The sequence below is a fragment of the Nocardia niwae NBRC 108934 = DSM 45340 genome (genome assembly GCF_001613465.1).
Lineage (GTDB): Bacteria > Actinomycetota > Actinomycetes > Mycobacteriales > Mycobacteriaceae > Nocardia > Nocardia niwae.
In genome coordinates, this window is record NZ_BDCK01000023.1 from 54,772 (window position 1) to 73,798 (window position 19,027).

Annotated in this window: 12 protein-coding genes; 9 read left to right on the top strand and 3 right to left on the bottom strand. The window is 69.4% G+C overall.

Translation table 11 applies throughout. From position 1 onward, the window contains the following. Positions 1 to 120: 120 nt before the first annotated feature. From NNI01S_RS15205 to NNI01S_RS15220, 4 genes are all read left to right on the top strand, one after another. Positions 121 to 1,788 carry a fatty acyl-AMP ligase gene (locus NNI01S_RS15205; protein WP_063020758.1) on the top strand — a complete coding sequence of 556 codons (1,668 nt, stop codon included), beginning with the start codon at positions 121 to 123 and terminating at the stop codon, positions 1,786 to 1,788. Positions 1,789 to 1,818: 30 nt separating this feature from the next. After that, positions 1,819 to 2,085, top strand: a complete 267-nt coding sequence (locus NNI01S_RS15210) for an acyl carrier protein (protein WP_063020759.1) — start codon at positions 1,819 to 1,821, stop codon at positions 2,083 to 2,085. Further along, a complete protein-coding gene (locus tag NNI01S_RS15215) occupies positions 2,082 to 6,356 on the top strand; it encodes a type I polyketide synthase (RefSeq protein ID WP_063020760.1) in 4,275 nt (1,424 codons plus the stop codon). The genes NNI01S_RS15210 and NNI01S_RS15215 overlap by 4 nt, the downstream gene beginning before the upstream one ends. 420 nt (positions 6,357 to 6,776) lie before the next feature. Further along, a complete protein-coding gene (locus NNI01S_RS15220) occupies positions 6,777 to 8,360 on the top strand; it encodes a carboxylesterase/lipase family protein (protein WP_169812975.1) in 1,584 nt (527 codons plus the stop codon). 177 nt (positions 8,361 to 8,537) lie between these two features. Here the strand turns inward: NNI01S_RS15220 and NNI01S_RS15225 are convergent, their stop codons facing one another. Then, entirely contained in the window at positions 8,538 to 9,113 is a 576-nt protein-coding gene (locus tag NNI01S_RS15225) for a TetR/AcrR family transcriptional regulator (RefSeq protein WP_063020762.1), read from the bottom strand. A 148-nt stretch (positions 9,114 to 9,261) separates the two neighbouring features. Here NNI01S_RS15225 and NNI01S_RS15230 point away from each other — a divergent pair, with 148 nt between their 5' ends. From NNI01S_RS15230 to NNI01S_RS15240, 3 genes are all read left to right on the top strand, one after another. Next, on the top strand, positions 9,262 to 10,695 hold the full coding sequence (locus NNI01S_RS15230; RefSeq protein ID WP_063020763.1) for an FAD-dependent oxidoreductase: 1,434 nt from the start codon (positions 9,262 to 9,264) through the stop codon (positions 10,693 to 10,695). A gap of 202 nt (positions 10,696 to 10,897) precedes the next feature. Further along, entirely contained in the window at positions 10,898 to 11,152 is a 255-nt protein-coding gene (locus NNI01S_RS15235) for a S1 RNA-binding domain-containing protein (protein WP_063020764.1), read from the top strand. Positions 11,153 to 11,558: 406 nt separating this feature from the next. Next, the gene (locus tag NNI01S_RS15240; RefSeq protein WP_063020765.1) at positions 11,559 to 12,245 is read left to right on the top strand and encodes a PAS and ANTAR domain-containing protein; all 687 of its coding nucleotides are present in this window, start codon (positions 11,559 to 11,561) and stop codon (positions 12,243 to 12,245) included. Between the two features lie 19 nt (positions 12,246 to 12,264). Here NNI01S_RS15240 and NNI01S_RS15245 read toward each other — a convergent pair whose 3' ends face one another. Beyond that, positions 12,265 to 13,341, bottom strand: coding sequence for a baeRF2 domain-containing protein (locus NNI01S_RS15245; protein WP_063020766.1), 1,077 nt, complete (start codon positions 13,339 to 13,341; stop codon positions 12,265 to 12,267). Between the two features lie 798 nt (positions 13,342 to 14,139). Between NNI01S_RS15245 and NNI01S_RS34525 the strand changes: the two genes are divergently transcribed. Both NNI01S_RS34525 and NNI01S_RS15250 read left to right on the top strand, forming a co-directional pair. Next, entirely contained in the window at positions 14,140 to 14,298 is a 159-nt protein-coding gene (locus NNI01S_RS34525; RefSeq protein WP_157114807.1) for a hypothetical protein, read from the top strand. 522 nt (positions 14,299 to 14,820) lie between these two features. After that, a complete protein-coding gene (locus tag NNI01S_RS15250; protein WP_063020767.1) occupies positions 14,821 to 17,541 on the top strand; it encodes a hypothetical protein in 2,721 nt (906 codons plus the stop codon). Here the strand turns inward: NNI01S_RS15250 and NNI01S_RS15255 are convergent. Continuing rightward, entirely contained in the window at positions 17,520 to 18,995 is a 1,476-nt protein-coding gene (locus NNI01S_RS15255) for an MFS transporter (protein ID WP_084488807.1), read from the bottom strand. The two genes, NNI01S_RS15250 and NNI01S_RS15255, sit on opposite strands and share 22 nt — an antisense overlap. Positions 18,996 to 19,027 lie beyond the last annotated feature (32 nt).

Sequence of the window (19,027 nt, forward strand, 5' to 3'; positions counted from 1 at the left end):
GGTGGGTCTGTGCCCACCCCGGGGTTTGCCGGACGGTCCCTGAGGTCTCTGGTACCGCGGTCATGGACGTCGGAGAGTAGTAGCCGACGCCGAAGCCGAGCCCTACCGAGGAACCACGAGATGCAGCCGACTTTCGTTCACCACGTAAGGCAGCAAATTTTTCACTACGGGGAGACCAGGTCCTACACCTACCTTCGTGAAGCCGGACGAGGGCTCAGCGAGGAAGTCGTCACCTACCGCGAGCTCGACCGCGACGCCAGAGCCGCCGCGGCCTGGCTGGCGGCGCGCCCGGAATCGGCCGAGCCGGTCGTACTGCTCTACCACGACGGACTGACCTTCCTGCGAGTGTTTCTCGGTTGCCTGTACGCCGGGGTCGTCGCCGTCCCCGCGCCTGTGCCGCACGATGCGGGCAGCGCCCGGCGGGTGGCGAGTGTGATCGCGGATTCCGGCGCCCGATTGGTACTCACCACAGCGCAGTTCCAGCCGCTTGTCGCGGAAGCCACCTCCGTAGCCGTGGTCGCCACCGACGATGGCCTCGGTGACCCCGACGCGTGGCAGATGCCCGACATCGACTCGGGCACGGTCGCGTTCCTGCAGTACACGTCGGGATCGACCGGCACCCCGAAAGGGGTGGTCGTGACGCACGGCAATCTCCTGCACAACGAGGCGGCCATCGCCGCGGGCGGGATGAACGACGGCGACACCGGGGTCGGTTGGATTCCGCACTTCCACGACATGGGCCTGATCGGCATGCTCCTCGGGGCGGTATACGCCGGTGCGAACCTGGTGCTCATGGCGCCGACGACGTTCCTCAAGCGTCCGGTGCGCTGGCTGCGGGCCATCGACGAGTACCGCGCCACGTTCACCGGCGCACCGAATTTCGCCTACGACCTCATCGCGCGCCGGGTGACCGACGAGCAGGTGGCCGATCTCGATCTCAGCACTCTCGAGATCGCACTCAGCGGCGCCGAGCCGGTCCGCGAGCGGACCATGACGGCCGTGCTGGAGCGGTTCGCGCCCGCGGGTTGGCGGCCGACGACGTTTCGGCCCGCCTACGGCCTGGCCGAGGTGACACTGCTCGCCAGTGCCGCATCGACACCCTCGGCGCCCGTCTATCTCGACGTGGGACGCGATGCTCGGCTCGTCGGCTGTGGACCCGCGGCCCGTGGTCTCGACATCCGCATCGTCTGCCCGCACACGCGGCGAGAACTGGCGGACAACACCGTCGGCGAGATCTGGATTCGTGGCGACAGCGTCGCCGCGGGCTACTGGAATCGTCCCGACGAGACCCGCGAAACCTTCGGCGCTCACCTCGGCGCCGAGGGGCCTTTCCTGCGCACCGGTGATCTCGGTCTGCTGCGGAACGACGAGCTGTTCGTCGCGGGTCGCCTCAAGGACCTGTTGATCATCAACGGCCGCAACGTCTATCCCCAGGACGTCGAGGAGCTGGTGGGCGGGCTGCATCCGGCGTTCGCCGACAGTGCCGGCGTCGCCGTATCCGTCGACGCGGGCGGCCGGGAACGACTTGTGGTGCTGCAGGGTGTCAAGACGGTGCTGCAAGGCGACGCCACGCTCGCCGAACTCGCCTCCGCGATCAAGATCGCGGTAACCCGCCGGTTCGACGTGCCCGCGCCGAACGTCGTTCTCGTTCCACCCCGGTCGGTGCACCGCACCACCAGCGGCAAGGTCCAGCGCAACTCGATGCGGGAGGCGTTTCTCCAGGACCGCGTCGTGGGTGTCCTGCACGAGGATCTCGAACCGGCGCTGAGCCGATCCTTGACCGCCTGATCGACCCGTACCAGCCCGAGGAGCCGAAACATGTTCAGCACTACCATTATTCGTCCGGCCACGATCCAGGAGTGGCTCGTCGAGCGCGTGGCGGACTACACCGAACGGCTACCCCAGCAGGTGGATCCGGTGGTCCCGCTCGCCGAGCAGGGCTTGGACTCCGTCTCGGCGGTGAGCCTGTGCGGCGAGATCGAGGACCGCTGGTCGCTCGAGGTCGACCCGGTGCTGGTCTTCGAGTACCCCACCATCGCCGATATCGCCGCGTACATCGCCGACGAATTCACCCTGGCCGCATGACCGACATCGCCATCGTCGGCATCGATTGCCGATTCCCCCAAGCGCCCGATCCGGCCGCATTGTGGCGGCTGCTGCTCGACGGAGGTGACGCGATCTCCGAGGTCCCGCCGAGCCGCTGGAACGCCGCCGACTTCCACGACCCGGCCGGTGCCCCCGGCACCATCAACACCCGCAGCGGTGGCTTCCTCGACGACGCGGACGCGTTCGACGCGGAATTCTTCGGTATCGCCCCGCGGGAAGCCGAGGCGATGGATCCGCAACAGCGGCTGCTGCTGCAGGCCACCTGGCGGGCTTTCGAAGACGCCACCCTCGACCCGCGCGGCGAGGCCGGTTCGCGCACCGGCGTTTTCGTCGGCGTGATGGCCAACGAATGGGCCAACCTGCAGATGAACGACTACGCCGCGATCACACCGCAGCACGGCTCCGGCAACGGATACTTCATGACCGCCAACCGGCTGTCCTACCAGTTCGATCTCAAGGGACCGAGTGTCGCGGTCGACACGGCCTGCTCGTCGTCGCTGGTCGCGGTCCATCTGGCCTGCGGCGCACTGGCTTCCGGGGAGTGCGACCAAGCGGTCGCCGGTGGGGTCAACCTCGTGCTCACCCCCGCCGTCGGGGTCTTCTACACGCAGGCGGGTCTGTCCGCGCCGGACGCGCGGTGCAAGCCGTTCAGCGGCAGCGCCGACGGGATCGTGCGCGGCGAGGGTGTGGCGGTGCTCGTGCTGCGGCGGCTCGCCGACGCCCAGAAGGCGGGCCTGCCGATCTACGCGGTGATCAAGGGCAGCGCGGTGAATTCCGACGGGCGCAGCAACGGCATCACGGCGCCGAACCGGTGGGCGCAGCAGCAGGTGATCGGTGAGGCGTGCGAGCGCGCCGGGGTGCGGCCCGGGCAGGTGGATTTCCTCGAGGCGCACGGCACCGGCACGGTGCTCGGGGACATGATCGAGGTCAAGGCGCTGGGACAGCTGCACGGCCGCGACCGCGTGCGCCCGTGCGGCATCGGTTCGATCAAGGGCAATCTCGGCCACACCGAGGGCGCCGCGGGAGTGGCGGGCCTGATCAAGGTCGCCCTCAGCCTGCGGCACGGTGTCGTACCGCCGTCCCGGTTCGCCGACCAGGAGAACCCGCGGCTGCGGATGACGCAGCAGGGTCTGCGGTTGCTCACCGAGCCCATGCCGCTGGCGGGTCCCGGCTACGGCGGAGTCAGCAGTTTCGGCATCGGCGGCACGAACGCCCATGTCGTGCTGGGCAGCGCCCCCGCCGCCGAGATGCCCGCGGCGTCCGGTGGGGGAGTGCTGACGGTTTCGGCGAACGACGCGGAAGGGTTGCGGCGCAACGCTCATCGCCTCGCCGATGCTTTGGCCGCCGCCTCGCCGGACCGGTTCGCGCAACTCTGCTGGACGAGCAACCGCGTCAAGTCGTCCGGTCGCGCCCGGCTCGCCCTCGTCGCCGCCGATCGTGACGCCGCGATCGCGCGGTTGCGCGACGGCGCGGAAACCGGACTGGTGCGCCCGCTCGGGGTCGGCTGGATGTTCACCGGGCAGGGATCCCAATTCGCCGGCATGGCGCGCGCGCTGGACGCGGCCGTCCCGTTGTTCCACCGTGCTCTGGACCTGGTCGACCAGGCCATGCGGGCCCCGCTCGGTCGCTCGGTGCGCGAGCTGATGCTCGACGAGCACATCGAGATCGACCGCACCGAACTGGCGCAACCGGCGATCTTCGCGATGCAGTACGCGGTAGCGAAGTCGCTCGCCGACCTCGGCGTTCGTCCCGCCTGGGTACTCGGGCACAGCATCGGCGAGTTCGCCGCCGCGGCGGTGGCGGGCGTGTTCGACCTGGCCGACGCCTGCCGGCTCGTCGTCGCACGAGGCGAGTTGATGCGGCAGTTGCCCGCCGGCGGCGCGATGCTCGCCGTGCGGGCGGACGCGGCGGAAGTCGCAGGCTTGCTCGCCGACCGGTCCGAGGTCGCGATCGCCGCGATCAACGGACCGAAGGAGATCGTGCTGTCCGGCGCCGCCCGGGCGATCGACCGCGTGCGGGAGGCGCTCGCGACGCGGGGCGTGGGCGCGAAGGCGCTCACGGTCTCCCACGCCTTCCACAGCCCGCTGATGGAACCCATGCTGGAGCGGTTCGAGGCCGTCGCCAGCGAGTGCTCTTACCGCGCACCGGCTCTGCCCGTCTATTCGACCGTGCGCGGACGCCTGCTCGAGGCGAACGAGCCGATGGACGCCGCGTACTGGACCGAGCACGTCCGCGCCACCGTTCGGTTCGGCGAGGCCGTCGAAGCCGCGCTCGCCACCGAGCCCAGTCATGTCATCGAGATCGGGCCGCGCCGGGTCCTCACCGGGTTGGTCGGCCGCGCCCGCCCGGATCTCGCGGCGCGCTGCCTGGCGCCCAGCCCGGGGCCGGGCGCGACCGGCGACGAGTTCGCCCGCACCGTCGCGGCGCTGTATCGCGACGGCCTCGATCCCGACTGGGACCGGCTCTACGAACCCGCGCAGCGCGTCCGTCACCGGCTGCCCGGCTACGAATTCTCCACCGAACAGCGCTTCTGGCTCGAACCGAGCACTACGCCGACACCTGCCGCAGCACCCGAGGAAACCTCCATGGACCAGTTGATCGCACTCTTCCGGGAACAGAACGCCGTACTGGCGAGCCTGGTGGGCGCGCCGTCCGCCGAGCTCGTCCCGCAGGCAACGGGTGGCGCAGCGCCCGCGGTCGCACCACGGACCACCAGCACGGACCTGCCGGTCGACCCGGAAGCCGTCGCGGGTGTCGTCCGCGCCGAGTTCGCCAGAGTGAGCGGGTTCCCGGCCGATCGGCTCCGCGATGCCCAGACCCTCGGCGACGACCTGGGATTCGACTCGCTCATGCTGACCGATCTGATCGCCGCGCTCGTGCGCAAGCTGCCCGCGGCGACCATCGACCCGACCCGGTTCACGTCCACCACGACGCTCGGTGACGTCATCGCCTACGTCACGCCCCAGATGGGCGCGCCGGCTGCGCGGCAAGCCGAACCCATGCCTGCCGAAGCGCCCGAGCCGGGGCGCGCGGCCGTCGAGCCGGAGTACCGGATCTCGGACTTCGCGGAGGTGAAGGCGATCGCCGAGCGGTTCTCCGCCGTCGAAGCGCTCGGCCTGCACAACCCCTACTTCTTGATCAACGACGGCATCACGCGGGACACCTCCGTGGTCGACGGTGCGCCCGCGATCAACTTCTCGAGCTACAACTACCTGGGACTGTCCGGCCATCCGGCGGTCGTCGCCGCCGTGCAGGACGCGGTGGCCCGCTACGGCAGCTCGTGCTCGGCCAGCCGGATCCTCTCCGGCGAGAAGCCGGTGCACCGCGAGCTCGAGGCCGAACTCGCGGCCCTGCTCGGTACCGAGGACGCCATCGCGCTGGTCGGCGGCCACTCCACGAACGTCACGATCATCGGACACCTGGTGGGGCCGGAGGACCTCGTGATCCACGACAGCCTCGCCCACGACAGCATCATGCAGGGCTGCAAACTGTCGGGCGCGACCCGGCGTCCGTTCCCGCACAACGATCACGCCGCCCTCGACGAACTGCTCACCGAGATCCGCCACCAGTACCGGCGGGTGCTGATCCTGATCGAGGGCGTCTACAGCCAGGACGGCGACATCCCGGATCTGCCCGCGATCATCGCGGTCAAGAAGAAGCACAAGGCGCTGTTGATGATCGACGAGGCGCACAGCGTCGGCGTGCTCGGCGCGGGCGGCGGCGGCATCGGCGAGCACTTCGGCGTCGATCGCGGCGATGTCGAATTGTGGTCCGGGACGACGTCGAAGGCGCTCGCCGGGTGCGGCGGATACGTCGCGGGCAGCGCGGAGCTGATCCGCTACCTGAAGTACACGACGCCGGGCTTCGTCTACAGCGTCGGCATGACGCCGATGAACGCCGCCGCCTCGGCCGCGGCCATCCGGCAGCTGCGGGCCGAGGGCGAACTGCTGGAACGTCTGCGCCGCAATTCCCGGCTGTTCCTGCGACTGGCCCGGGAAGCGGGCATCGACACGGGCGACAGCCACGACACACCGATCATCCCGTGCATCGTGGGCGACTCGCTGAAGACACTGAAACTGTCGAACGCCCTGCTGCGCCGCGGCGTCAACGTCAACCCGATCCTGTACCCGGCGGTGCCGGAGGACCTCGCGCGCCTGCGGTTCTTCGTCACCGCCTGCCATACCGAGGATCAGATCCGCGAGACGATCAAGATCCTCACCGAGGAGCTGGCGATGCTCGCCGAGAGCTGACGCCCGGTCCGGTCGTCGCCGATCGGAACAGCTGCGTCGTGGACCATGACGCGCACCGGACCGCTGTAGCATCAGCCGGGTTGCCATCGCGCCTGATCAGTCGGGTAGCGGCGACCTGTCGAGGCGGGGCGGACGATGAGGGCGGGTGCGCGGTGTCCGCTGTCCGGGCCAGGGTTCGGATGTCATCGACGGAGTCGGTGAGGAGTCGACGGATGTCGTGGGCGTGTGCTCTGCCGGGTGAGGGTTCCAGCGACGATTCGGCTCCTGTCGCGTCCGGCCGGTCGGTTTCCGGCCCGCGACCACACCGCGACGCCGAACCGATCGGGCTACCGCGGCGGACGAGGCCGGATGCCTTGCCGCCGACCGTAGCGACCGCATCGGAGGTATGGGGCAGCCATGATTCGTTCGATCGTGCGAACCGTGATCGCTCTGACGGTCGTCACCGCTTCGTGGTTCGCGGGCACTCCGGCGCCCGCGGTGGCGTCGGCCCCCCTGGAGGCGGCCGTGACCGGCGGCGTGATCTCCGGCCGCGCCGCCGGCGGGGTAGCCGAATACCTGGGCGTGCCCTTCGCCGCGCCCACCGGCGGCGCAGCGCGGTTCAGCGCGCCGCGTCCCGTTCCGTCCTGGCCCGGCGTACGTCCCGCGCGCGATCACGGGCCGCAGTGTCCGCAGAACGGATACCTCCCGGGTCTGCCGCCGACCGGACCCACCAGCGAGGACTGCCTGACCATCGACGTGTACGCGCCGGACCGCATACCCGCCCGGCCGCTGCCCGTCATGGTGTTCTTCCACGGCGGCGGCTACGTCACCGGCTCCAACAGCCAATACGACGCGCCCACCGGAATGGTGGCCGACGGCGACGTCATCGTGGCCGTCCCGAACTACCGCCTCGGACCGTTCGGCTTCATGTCGCTTCCCGAACTGGCGGCCGAGTCGGGCGGCGCCACCGGGACGGTCGGCATCCAGGACCAGCAAGCCGCACTGCGGTGGGTGCGCGACAACGCCCCCGCGTTCGGCGGCGATCCGGGCAATGTCACGATCTTCGGAGAGTCGGCAGGCGGCGGGAGCGTCTGCACCCACTTCGCCGCACCGGGCTCCGACGATCTGTATGCCAAAGCGATCGTCCAAAGCGGCTCGTGCGCACAATCACCTCTCGTCCCCGGCGATCGCGACGACGCCTTCGAGCGTTCGCAGCGCTATGCGGACAGCGTCGGATGCGCCGATGCCGCAACGCGATTGGCCTGCCTGCGCGCGCTGCCCGAAGCGACGCTGCTGGACTCGCCGAGCGTCCGATTCGACGGGCCGACACCCATCTGGGTGCCCAGCATCGACGGCGTCGTCATCACCCGCACGCTCGGCGCGGCCCTGGCGGGGGATCCCAGGAAGCGACCGCTCATCGTCGGAAACAACAGTGCGGAAGGAGCGCTGTTCGTCGCCGAATCCGACTACGCCCGCGGCCACGTTCCGGACGCGGCGAGCTACGAACGTTACGTGCGCCAATCCTTCGGCGGCTACGCCGATCGGGTCCTCGCCCGATATCCACTCGATCGGTACCCCTCGGCGGCTGCCGCCCAGACCGCGGTGGTCACCGACGGCCTTTTCGCCTGCCCCGCACTGTTCACCAGCCGCGCCGCTCGCGATGCCGGGCATCCGCTGTGGCAGTACGAATTCGACCAAGCCCCGTTCGGCGCCGCGAACCCCGTCCTGCCCGGCGCCTTCCACTCCGCCGAACTTCCGTATCTGTTCTCCGGTCTCATGGGCGTGCCGATCCCATGGACCGGTGCGTCCGCCGCGTTCGCCACGCAGATGCAACGCTGGTGGACCACCTTCGCCCATACCGGCGACCCGAACGCTGCGGGCTCGCCGCAGTGGTCGGCCTGGCCGGAATCGGCGGGACCGGGCCCCGACGGTCCCGCGTTGATCATGCGGGCGAGTGGCAGTTTCATGATCGACGATTTCGCCGCACGGCACGACTGCGGGTTCTGGGCCGAGCGTGAGCGCTGACGCGTGCCCGTGAGCAGAGGCCCGGATCAGGTGTGGCGTCGCTCGTTTCGGTGCGGTCGGCGCAGGCGGTTCGGCGCGGCCGCCGATCGGCCTGCCGCAGCGGGCTCGGACTCGGGTTCGACAAGAATATTTGTGAGATCATTTTCGATATTGGTCTCAGTTGGCGCGAGATCGTGCCTACCGGGCGTCCGGAAGCCGGGTGACGGCGCGGGCGACCGTATCGGCGATCTGCTCGTCCGTCAGAGCGCTGCGCTGGATCAGTGCGTGCGAGAGGACGGCGCGAACCACGACCTCGGCCGCCTGCACCGGTGACAGCGCGAGCGTCGCGTCGTCACGCGCCGCGATCAGCGGCGCCGCGATAGCGGCGACGGTTTCGACCAGATTCAGCCGCGAGCCGCCGTGCGTGATCGCGACGTCGAGCAGGCGCGCGGGCTCCTGGCTGCGGAGGTAGCCGAAGGCGGCATGTTCGCGCAGGTAGCGCAGGGCGAAGAGGGTGGCGGAGCGGGCCACCTCCGCGGCAGGCGCGAAGACGTCGACCTCGCGGTAAGCGGCCGCGACCATCCGTCCGATCTCGTTGCGCCCCACCGCGGAGACGAGGCCGTCCTTGTCGCCGAACTCGCGGTAAGCCGTGGCGCGGGAGACGCCTGCGCGCTCGGCCACCGCGCTGAGCGTGAGGTCGTCGAGGCCGCTCTCGGCGATCAGTGCTACCGCCGCGTCGAGCAGCGTTTCCGACGACCGGGTGGAGGAAGTCATGGCTCTTTGTACTAGGTGCGGCGGCGTTCCGGGTTGCCGACCGTCGACTACTGAGACTAATCTATCGAAAAATCTCACAGCTTGACCTGGCTCCACCGCGCGGGCGAGGCGTGCCACGGGAGATCTGGCGAGGAGTCCGGAGGCAGCGATGGCGGAGACCGCAGAGCACACCGACCGCGGGCACGCCGTGGTGCTCGGAGCGAGCATGGGCGGGCTCCTCGCCGCGCGAGTGCTCAGCGACAGCTTCGAGAAGGTCACGCTGATCGAGCGCGACGACCTGTCGGCCCCGGGCGACCGCCGCGGCGTGCCCCAGGGCAGGCATGTGCATGCCCTGCTCGCGCGCGGCAAACAGATCCTCGAGGAACTGTTTCCCGGCATCACGGACGAGCTGCTGACCGACGGCGCCGTGACCTGCCGATCGTTGACGGAGATGCGGATGACCGTCGCGGGGCACACCCTTCGCCGGTCCGACGGGGGCTACTCGCTGCTGCAAGCCAGCCGCCCGTTGCTGGAGTGGCGCGTGCGCACCCGGGTCCGAGCGCTGCCGAATGTGCAGGTGGCCGACCGCAACACAGTCCTGGAACTACTCGCCGACAAGAGTGGAAGACGGGTGCGGGGTGTGCGGATCATGCCGGACGGCACGACCGAGCCCCGAGAGGTGCGCGCCGATCTGGTCGTGAGCTGCCTGGGGCGGCACGGACCGCTCGATCGCTGGCTCGCCGAGCTGGGTTACGAACGCCCGGCCGAGGAAGGGGTGCGGATCGACATGATGTACGCCAGCCGTTACGTGCGCATTCCGGCTCGCGCCGTGCGCGACAAGGAGATCGTGATCGCGAATCAGGATCCAGCCCGGGGATTGGCGCTGTTCGCCGTGGAGCACGGTATGCACATCCTCACCCTGATCGGCTACGGCACAGACCACCCGCCCACCGATTCCGATGACTTCTGGCGGTTCGCCGCCTCGGTGGCGCCTCCGGATGTGCACGCGGCGCTGCTGGAGGCCGAGCCGCTCACCGCGGTCCGCACGTATCGGTACCGGGCCAACCAGCGCCGCCGCTACGAGCGGATGTCCCGGTTTCCGCTGGGGTTGCTGGTTCTCGGCGACGCGGTGTGCAGTTTCAGTCCCGCGTTCGGCCAGGGCATGACGGTCTCCGCGCTGCAAGCCGTGCAACTGCGCCGCGTTCTCGCCGAAGGCGACCACGATCTGGCCGGTCGCTTCTTCCGCGCCGCCGCCGCGGTGATCGACGACCCATGGACGATCACGAAGCTGTTCGACTCGGCGATGCCGCACGTGGATGCCGAAAACCGCCTGCGCACTTCGGCGCTCGGCGCGCTGGCGCGGCTGGCCATGGCGGTCGGCGCGCGGGACGCGGCGGTGGCGGGCAGGATAGCGCGAGTAGCCGGGCTGCTGGACGGCCCGGCCACGGCGCTGCGTCCCGCTGTCCTGCTCCGTGCGGCATGGGGTGTCGGGGGCCTCGGCGTGGAAGCGCTGCGGGAACTCGGCCGTAAGGCGCCCGCACCACCCACCGCCCGTCTCGGCGGCGCGCCGGGCGCGGCGCTGCGAAAAATCGCGTCGGACTGAGCTTTTCGCTCTATCCCGAATGCCGGGGCTTGCTCCGTCGTGACAAGCTGGGTTAAGGTCGTGGCCATGACTGCCGGGTCGGCGACACGCCGCGCACAGAACGGTTACCCGGCCGCGCTGTGATCATCCGGCGGGCCAGGGGCCCGCCCGCCTTCTTCGCGAAATCCCATGAACTACAGGGACATCGGAAGGAGGTGAACACATGTCCCCTTCGGAATCATCGCCGCAACGCGGCTGGCCGGAGTTCGTCGCTGCGCACACGCAAGGCTCCGTGCTGGAGGCTCCCGTCGTGCACATCGCGCCGTTCGGCGCGTTCTTGGAGGTCGCTCCGGGCGTGCACGGGCTGCTGCACAGAACCGAGTGGTCCACCGAGCCGCAAATCGGTGCCACTCTGACGGTGCGCGTTCTCGATATCGATACCGAGAAACAGCGGGTCGCTCTGGCGCACGCTGAGTAACGCTCGGCACGGGTGTGCCGGGGCAGACTCCACCTGCCCCGGCACATACCCAAGACTATCCGCACCCGCGCGGACACGGCGGCCGTCCGTCTCCGTTCGGCGTACCGGAAACCGGCTGTCCGGAGCCTGGGGGGCCGGCGCGAACCCTTTCCGCCAACCCGGATGCGGCTCCGGTGCACCGCATAGAAGACAGGTGCGCTCCCCGCTGTCATCGGCCGTTCGCGAACCAGTGGTCCGGTATGACGACCGAAGGGAAGACGGCGGCCCGGAGTCCGCCCGGCCCCTCCGGAAACTCGCTTCGACCGGCCTAAAATGATGTCGTCACCGCAGGTGAGCGCGGTCTGGAAGGCTGCATCTACCGACGGTATATACGAGACGACGCTGCAGGCAGGAGCATACCGACGCGATGGACGAATCGGGCGACCGAATCGTGGACACGGCCGAGGGAACGGTGGCGCGGGTGGTCGGCGCCGGGACGCCGCAGGCCACCGGAAGCTTCCGGTTCTGGTTCGCCGATCAGCGGTGGGAGTGGTCGGACGAGGTCGCCGCGATGCACGGCTACGCGCCCGACACGGTGACGCCGACGACCGAACTGCTCCTCGCGCACAAGCATCCGGAGGACCGGGATCACGTCGCCGAGGCGATCGAGAAGTCGGTCCGCAACGCCGAACCCTTCTGCAGCCGCCACCGCATCATCGACACCGCCGGCGTGCCGCACCACGTCCTCGTGCTGGGTGACACCATGACCGACAAGGACGGCACCGTGGTCGGCACAGCGGGCTACTACGTCGACCTGACCTCGACCATCGCCGAGGAACGCCAGGATCTGCTGGACGGCACGCTGCCGCGACTGTTCGAGGCGCGCGCGCTGATCGAGCAGGCCAAAGGCGTATTGATGCGGGTCTACCGGATCAACGCCGACCAGGCGTTCCATGTCCTGCAGTGGCGTTCGCAGGACACCAACGTCAAATTGCGCGACCTCGCCGCCCAGCTCATCGCCGAACTCGAAGGTCTGGCGCCGGCTCCGCCTGCGGTGCAGACGGCCTTCGACCACATGCTGCTCACGCTGCACGAGCGCGTGCCCAAGTCGTGAGGTCCGCCGCGCCTCGGTCCTAGCGGTCGCGCAGCACGGCGCCGACCCCGTCGCGCAGGGCGGCCACGGCCTCCACCAGCATCACCTCGGCCCCGATCGCCAGGGCTGCCACCGGCAGAGCTTCGTCGGCGCGGCGCATCTCTCCGGCCGAGCCGTTCGCGGCCGGACCGAGCAGCGGGTTGGGCGCGGTCCCGGCCAGCACGAGGCGGTCGCCCAGCGCGCCGGGGTCGAGCAGCAGTCGCTCCACGGCGGCGGTGCGCAACGCGGTCGTGGTCGCGGCCAGTCCGGCCACCGCCAGTCCGTCCGGCAGCCGGATCTCGGTGGCGAAGCGGTCGAGCGTCCGGCGGTGGCGCTGCACCACCACCCGATGCAGGATCTCGCGGATCTCCGCGTCGAGCGCCTTCGGGTCCGAACCCGGTATCAGCGAACCCGTTTCGGCTTCGACGACGTCGCGGCCCTTCGCGTCGAACGCCGCGCGCAACTCCGAACGAGCTCGCGCTTCTCCGGCGAGCACGACGACCTCCGCGCCCACGGTCTCGGCCAGCCGGTCCAGCTCGTCGGCGAACTCGCGGATGTTGCGCCGCGTGGTGTCTTCGACTCGCTGCCGCAGCGTGCGATGCGACCAGTCGTCCTGCCGGATCGGCTGCGCGGGAGGGCCGGGACTGCGCAGGGCTTCCCGCGCTTCGCTGCCGTGGCCGTCGAGTGAGTAGAGCTCCGAGCCCACCCGGTCCACGAGCGCGACGACGTGCGGCACCTTCTCCGCTTGCGCTTCCAGGAGCGGCAGCAGGTAGGGCAGAGGTGAGACCCGGACGGTCCGGGTGGCGGGCGGGTGCGGCAAGCGTTCGTCCGCGAGCACCTCGGTCTCGTCGGCGATGAGCAGCCTGCCGCAGCGTCCCCGGGGCGGCGGGTGCAGCGCGATCGCCTGGGCCAGCAGTCGCCGGATGCGCGGGCGCGCACCACTGCGGTCCAGTTCGGTGTCGATCGAGTGCCAACGCAGCTCGTTTTCCCGCGCCGCGTCTTCGGTGTTCTGCGAACTGTCGAAGCACACCGTGGCGAAGGGGCCGTGCTTTCGGATTATCCGGCGGAGGTCGGCCATCGGTATCACCTGGTTTCGTCGGCCATGGACGTCCGCGCCGATGGTCTTCGGCAACCATCGGGCGCCACCCGGTCCGTGGGCGTGGGCGCCCGGGTGACTCCGTCGTGTGCGCCAATGGCTACGGCTCGGCGAACCATAATCGGCGGGTACCCGGGTGGCTCGAGCCGAATCAGTCGGGCGCAAAACTTCGCGCGGGTGGTCCGCGGCCGCGCCGGATCGGTCATATCGATTGTGGCCGAGAGGGTTTGGAGGATCGGGCACTGTCTCCTATTCGGCGACGGCTCTCCCTGGCGGCATCGTGGCCATGCTCGCATTGCCGAGCGGTACCGGCCGCCGATCCTGATGTCATGGCGGCCTCGGCAACCGATGAGCAGGCGTGGCTCGGCCTCGGTCCGGGCAGCCGGATCCGCAGGCAGGACGACCCGGCCGGTCCGTGTGGCGTTCGTCTGGGGGTGTCCGGTTCCGCTGCGTTATGCCACTGTGCCCTTTTTCGGTTTCGTGTAAGAAAGCCGGTCGAGCCGCTATTTGCACTGTTCAGCGGCAACAAATGTTACCAAGCGACCGGTTGGTGTCCGGATCGTGAACCGAAAAGATCGGTTTGTTTCATGGCGGCTGTGGTAAATGTTGGAGGTATCGGACCGACAGCGCGGTCGTCCGATAAAAGGGGCGAGGAACCCGCGCTGCTCGATGTTCAGCCGTTTCGACGCGCTCTGTCGCGGAACTACCGGTGCGCACGAACACGAGGGCTCTCCGCAAGTATGTGTACGGCTACGTGCACCAGCGCAGAGGAATGTCATCGTGATCGAGAAGCCCGAAGCGCCCGTCGCAGACGACGAAGAACGAGATCGGATCGTGTGGCCCGACCCCAGCCCGCTCAGCGGCTGGTGGGCCGAGGTCATGGCTCATCGCCGGATCACCCGGCCCCACGCCTCGACCGCCGACCCGCGGCACAACTGAGCGAACCGGCGGAGTCGTCCGGCCCTGCGTGAAGGCCGGACGGATGGACTCCGATGCCGTGCGCGGCCCTGCCATGGGGTCGTGACGGTGGCGCCGTAAATTTGCGTTCTCACGGCGTCGCGCTCAAACGCACGTGCAAAAGTACTTTCACGCGGAGCCGATGACACTCGTATACGCGACGACGACGTGAATGGCTTGCCGTGGCTCGAACACCGAAGAGGCGCGCCGGAAATTCGCCGGACGCATGCGCGAAACATACTTCGAGCCGAGCGAAATCGAAGACTCATTTCCCGTTCCGCTGAACTGCAGGGGAGATGACGCCCCGCCCCGACCGTGATCTCCGGCGGATCGGGCTCGCGCGCCGTGCCGGATGACCGGTCGCCGCGATCTGTTCCGCTTTCTCCAGCCAAGCGGCCTGTCTGTCAAAGGGTTTGGCGTCTGCTTGAATGGGTGGTCACATTCGGCGGAGGACACGGGGGCGTCATGTCCGGCACCAGAGCTGTCTCCTTTCGGGGAGTCGATGTGCTCGAGGATCTGCTGCGCTGGTTGGTACGACGGCCGCCGCGGGGGGAGCGGGCGCTGCCGATGGTGGTCCTGTGTGGCGATCTGACGAATGTCGAGGCCTGTCTCGGCATGTTCGGCGCGGCACTCGGCAGCGCCGTGCACGCGGCCGTGGACGTCGATGCTCTCGACCCGTTGCCCGCGGGCAGTTCCGTAGCCGACGACGCGACGCCGGGGCTCACCGTTGTGCGCCGGCTGCTCTACAACCTCTGCAAAGGATTGTCGGCGGACCGCTTCGGCCGGCTGCGCCCGTTGCCGTTCCGGCGCTACCGGCTGGCCGAGTGGTTGATGGCCCGCAAGCTGAACTCCGACAACGAACTCGACGAACTGGCGTCGCTGCTGCGCCGGGATTTCGGCCGATGGGGCGAGGAGTTGCTCGGCGAAGCCGAGGCCACGGTGGGCGTGGTGCAGCGGATCGTGCTGGGGTTGCTGCGCGTCGTGCTACCCACGGCGGTGTTCCGGGCGCGCACCGGCGGCCGGATTCCCGGGGTGGGGCGCGAGTTTCGCTGGTTCATGCGCCAGCAGTATCTGGCGCCGGAACAGTCGAGCCAGTTCCTCGGATTCGCGCACCGTCTCACCGAGGGGGCCCGCCGTCACGAGAACGGCGAACAACTGGCCAAGCTGCTGGTGCACGCGTTCCTCGAGGATCTGCGAGTCGCCTACCAGCGGCGCTGGTGGGGCATCGGCGCGGCGCGGCGCACCACCTATCCGGTCGCGGTCCTGCGCGCTCTCGACGGCGAAGCCGGTCCACGGCTGCTGGACCTGATCAACGACGTCCGCAACGAGACCGGCAAGGATGATCCGCTGCTGGTGGTGGCGGGCACGCGGACGCCGCCGCTGGGCGTCACCGCGCGACCGGCGTATCGGGTGCGGCGGCTGTACGAGATCTGGCTGGACGAGCTGCCCGTCGCGCGGCAGCGGCAGCGGCACCGGGCTTGGCAGCTGTGGTTCGCGGTGCCCGCGACCAGCCCGAACGACGACGAACCGGACCCGTTCCGCCGCATCGAGGCGCCGCCGCCGCCGTGGTGGGCGCGGCGGACGTTGTCGGCGACCGCTTTGTTCCTGGTGGTCGTGCTGGCACTGGCCGCGGCCGGCTTCGCGACCTGGCGACCGTGGCGTGCGGACGCGCCCGCGTGCGCGACCGCCACGGCCGACCATTGGGTGCGCGTCGTTCCCGGCGCGGACGGCAACTGCGTCGGTTTCAGCGCCTATGACCCGGACGATCCCGCGACAGGCGGCCGGGGCTTCCTGTTCGCGAGCGACGAGCCGGGCAGTCGCCGCCTGGTGGAGGTGCAGCGGCGGGTGTACAAGCAGAATCTGGTGGCCGAGCAGCTGGCCCGGGAGCAGCCGGCGCGGCCGCTGTTCACGCTGGTCTATTTCGGTCAGCTCACCGGCGTCCCGGGCGATTACCCGGCGCAGAGCGAGGATATCGAGGGCCTGGCACTGGCGCAGTACAGCGGGCTCGAAGCAGTCACACTCTCCGCCGCCCGAACACCCGACACGATCCCCTTGATCCGGTTGCTGCTCGCGAACACGGGACCGGCCAACCTGCAGGGTCCGCAGGTCGTCGATCTGCTGGCGCCGCTCATCCGCGCCGAACCGGGCATCGTCGGGGCGATCGGGCTCGACCAGAGCCGCACCGCGACGCTGGGCATGATCAACGCGCTGACCGGCCTCGGGCTTCCGATGGTGGCGCCGAGCCTGTCGGCCGACGAGATGGTGAAATCCTCGCCGCTGTACTTCCAGATCGCCCCGCCGAACGCCGCGATCGCCGACATGATCGAGCAGTACCTGAACGGGCTTCCCGGGTCGGCCGGACGCGGCGTGCGGATCTACCACCGGCCCGACCCGACCGATCTCTACACCGAGAACATGGCCGCCGACCTGCATATCCTCGCCCGGGGCGGGCGCCGGATCTGGGACGGCTCCTGGGACTCGCGGGAGGCCTTCACCGCGCCGGACAACATCGACGCGTGCGACGAGGTGTTGTTCTTCGCCGGCCGGGATTCGGAGTTCCCCGACTTCCTGCAGAGCCTCAACAAGGCCTGCGGCGACCGGCGGGTGCTGTTGATCGCGGACGATTCGGTCAACCGGTTCATGGCCAGCGCGGACCGGCGCAGGGCGGCCAACAGCGCGCGCCCGCTCGTCTACGTGGCCAAAGCGAGCCTGGTGACCTGCCGGAACAAGGGGCAGGGGTGGCGCAGCAGGGTCGAGTTCTACAACCTCGCCACCACCGTGGATCCGGACATCCCGAGCTGGAACGCCTGCGCCGAAGCGGACAAACCGCTGGGCGAGCGCGTGCAGTTGCATCCGCTGGGCGAGCGGGTCGCGCTGACCTACGACGCGGTGGGCCTGTTCGTGCGCGCCGTGCAAGCGCTGGCTCCGGCCGTCTCCGGCGTGTGGACCGAGCCGATCCCGATCAGCGCGGCCGCGGTGTGGGCCGCGCTGCGTGATCTGCCTCGGCATCCGGTGATCGAGTCCAGTAGCGGTGTGCTGGACTTCTCGGTCAGTCAGGGCGCCCACGCGGGCCGGGTGGCGCACGACAAGTGGGTGGGCATGCTCAGCGTGGAGCAGATCTGGGATCCCTCGACCACCGCCGAACCCGTGATGATCTACGGCTGTGGCCGGGGCACCGCCGAGGACACCGCGCAGTGCCGCCCCTATCCGCTCGGCGGCGGCTGACCGGCCTCGACGCGGCCCGGCTCCGGTGTCGCGCTGAGCGGCTCGGCCAATTCCTCCAGTGACCGGCCTTCGGCCCGCACCCCATAGGCCACTTCGACCAGCCCGGCAGCGAACATGGCGAGCGCGCCGATGACGAAGGCCAGGGCGGTCTTTCCGGGATCGCCGTCCGCGGTCAGCTCGGCGAATACCAACGGTCCCGCCACGCCGCCCGCGACGGTCCCGATCGCGTAGAAGAAGGCGATGGCCATGGCGCGGGTCTCCATCGGGAAGATCTCACTGACGGTCAGATAGGCCGCGCTTGCGCCGCACGAGGCGACGAACAGCACCGCGGTCCAGCAAGCCGTGAGCGTCGTCGCGGTCAGGTGACCGCCCGCGAACAGCCATGCGGTGCACAGCAACAGAACCGCCGAACCGAGGTAGCTGCCCGCGATCATCGGTTTGCGCCCGACCGTGTCGAACAGCTTGCCCAGCAACAGCGGACCGAGGAAGTTGCCGAAACACAGCACCGCGAAGTAGTAGCCGACCCGATCGTCCGGGATGTCGAACGACCTGGACAGAATGAGCGCGTAGTTGAACGTGATGGCGTTGTAGAGGAAAGCCTGCCCGATGAACAGCGACAACCCGAGCACACCGCGGCGCGGATAGCGCCGCACCATCACCGCCGCGATCTCCCGGAAGGAGATGGTCCGGCGCTGCCGGATGCGGATTCGCTGATCGGACACATCCGCCAACTCGGTGCGCGTATCGGCGCGGACGCGCTGCTCGATCGCGGTGACGGTGCGTTCCGCGTCGTCTTCGTGGCCATGGATGAACTGCCAGCGCGGACTCTCCGGGACATGCCTGCGCACCAGCAGGATGACCAGACCGAAGACGGCCCCGAGCGCGAAGGTCAAGCGCCAACCCACATTCGGCGCGAAGAGATCGGTGTTCAGCGCGACGATGGACAGCAGCGCCCCGCCGACGGCGCCCAGCCAGTAGGTGCCGTTGATGACGATGTCGATGCGGCCGCGGTAGTGCTTCGGAATCAGTTCGTCGATGGCGGAAGTGATGGCCGCGTACTCGCCGCCGATGCCGAACCCGGTGAGGAACCGGAAGAAGACGAACCACCACATCGAGAACGACAGCGCCGTCATCGCGGTCGCGAAGAGGTACACCGCGAGGGTGATCAAGAAGAGTTTCTTCCGGCCGAATCTGTCGGTCAGCCAACCGAAGAAGAGCGCGCCGGAGCCCGCGCCCGCGACGTACATGGCGGCGGCGATTCCGGAAACCTGTGCGGCCGTGATGGTCAGGCCGCTGCCCGGTTGGGACAGCCGGGCAGCCACGCTGCCGACGACGGTCACTTCGAGCCCGTCGAGGATCCAGACCGATCCCAGCCCGATCACGATCATCCAGTGCCACCGCGACCAGGGCAGACGATCGAGCCTGGCCGGGATGTCGGTCGATATGGTACGCACGGATCACCTGCCTTCGCCGAGTCCGACGGTCG

Coding starts and splice junctions, on each gene's coding strand:
- NNI01S_RS15205 (WP_063020758.1), top strand. CDS start 121: ATGCAGCCGACTTTCGTTCACCACGTAAGGCAGCAAATTTTTCACTAC.
- NNI01S_RS15210 (WP_063020759.1), top strand. CDS start 1,819: ATGTTCAGCACTACCATTATTCGTCCGGCCACGATCCAGGAGTGGCTC.
- NNI01S_RS15215 (WP_063020760.1), top strand. CDS start 2,082: ATGACCGACATCGCCATCGTCGGCATCGATTGCCGATTCCCCCAAGCG.
- NNI01S_RS15225 (WP_063020762.1), bottom strand. CDS start 9,113: ATGACTTCCTCCACCCGGTCGTCGGAAACGCTGCTCGACGCGGCGGTA.
- NNI01S_RS15230 (WP_063020763.1), top strand. CDS start 9,262: ATGGCGGAGACCGCAGAGCACACCGACCGCGGGCACGCCGTGGTGCTC.
- NNI01S_RS15235 (WP_063020764.1), top strand. CDS start 10,898: ATGTCCCCTTCGGAATCATCGCCGCAACGCGGCTGGCCGGAGTTCGTC.
- NNI01S_RS15240 (WP_063020765.1), top strand. CDS start 11,559: ATGGACGAATCGGGCGACCGAATCGTGGACACGGCCGAGGGAACGGTG.
- NNI01S_RS15245 (WP_063020766.1), bottom strand. CDS start 13,341: ATGGCCGACCTCCGCCGGATAATCCGAAAGCACGGCCCCTTCGCCACG.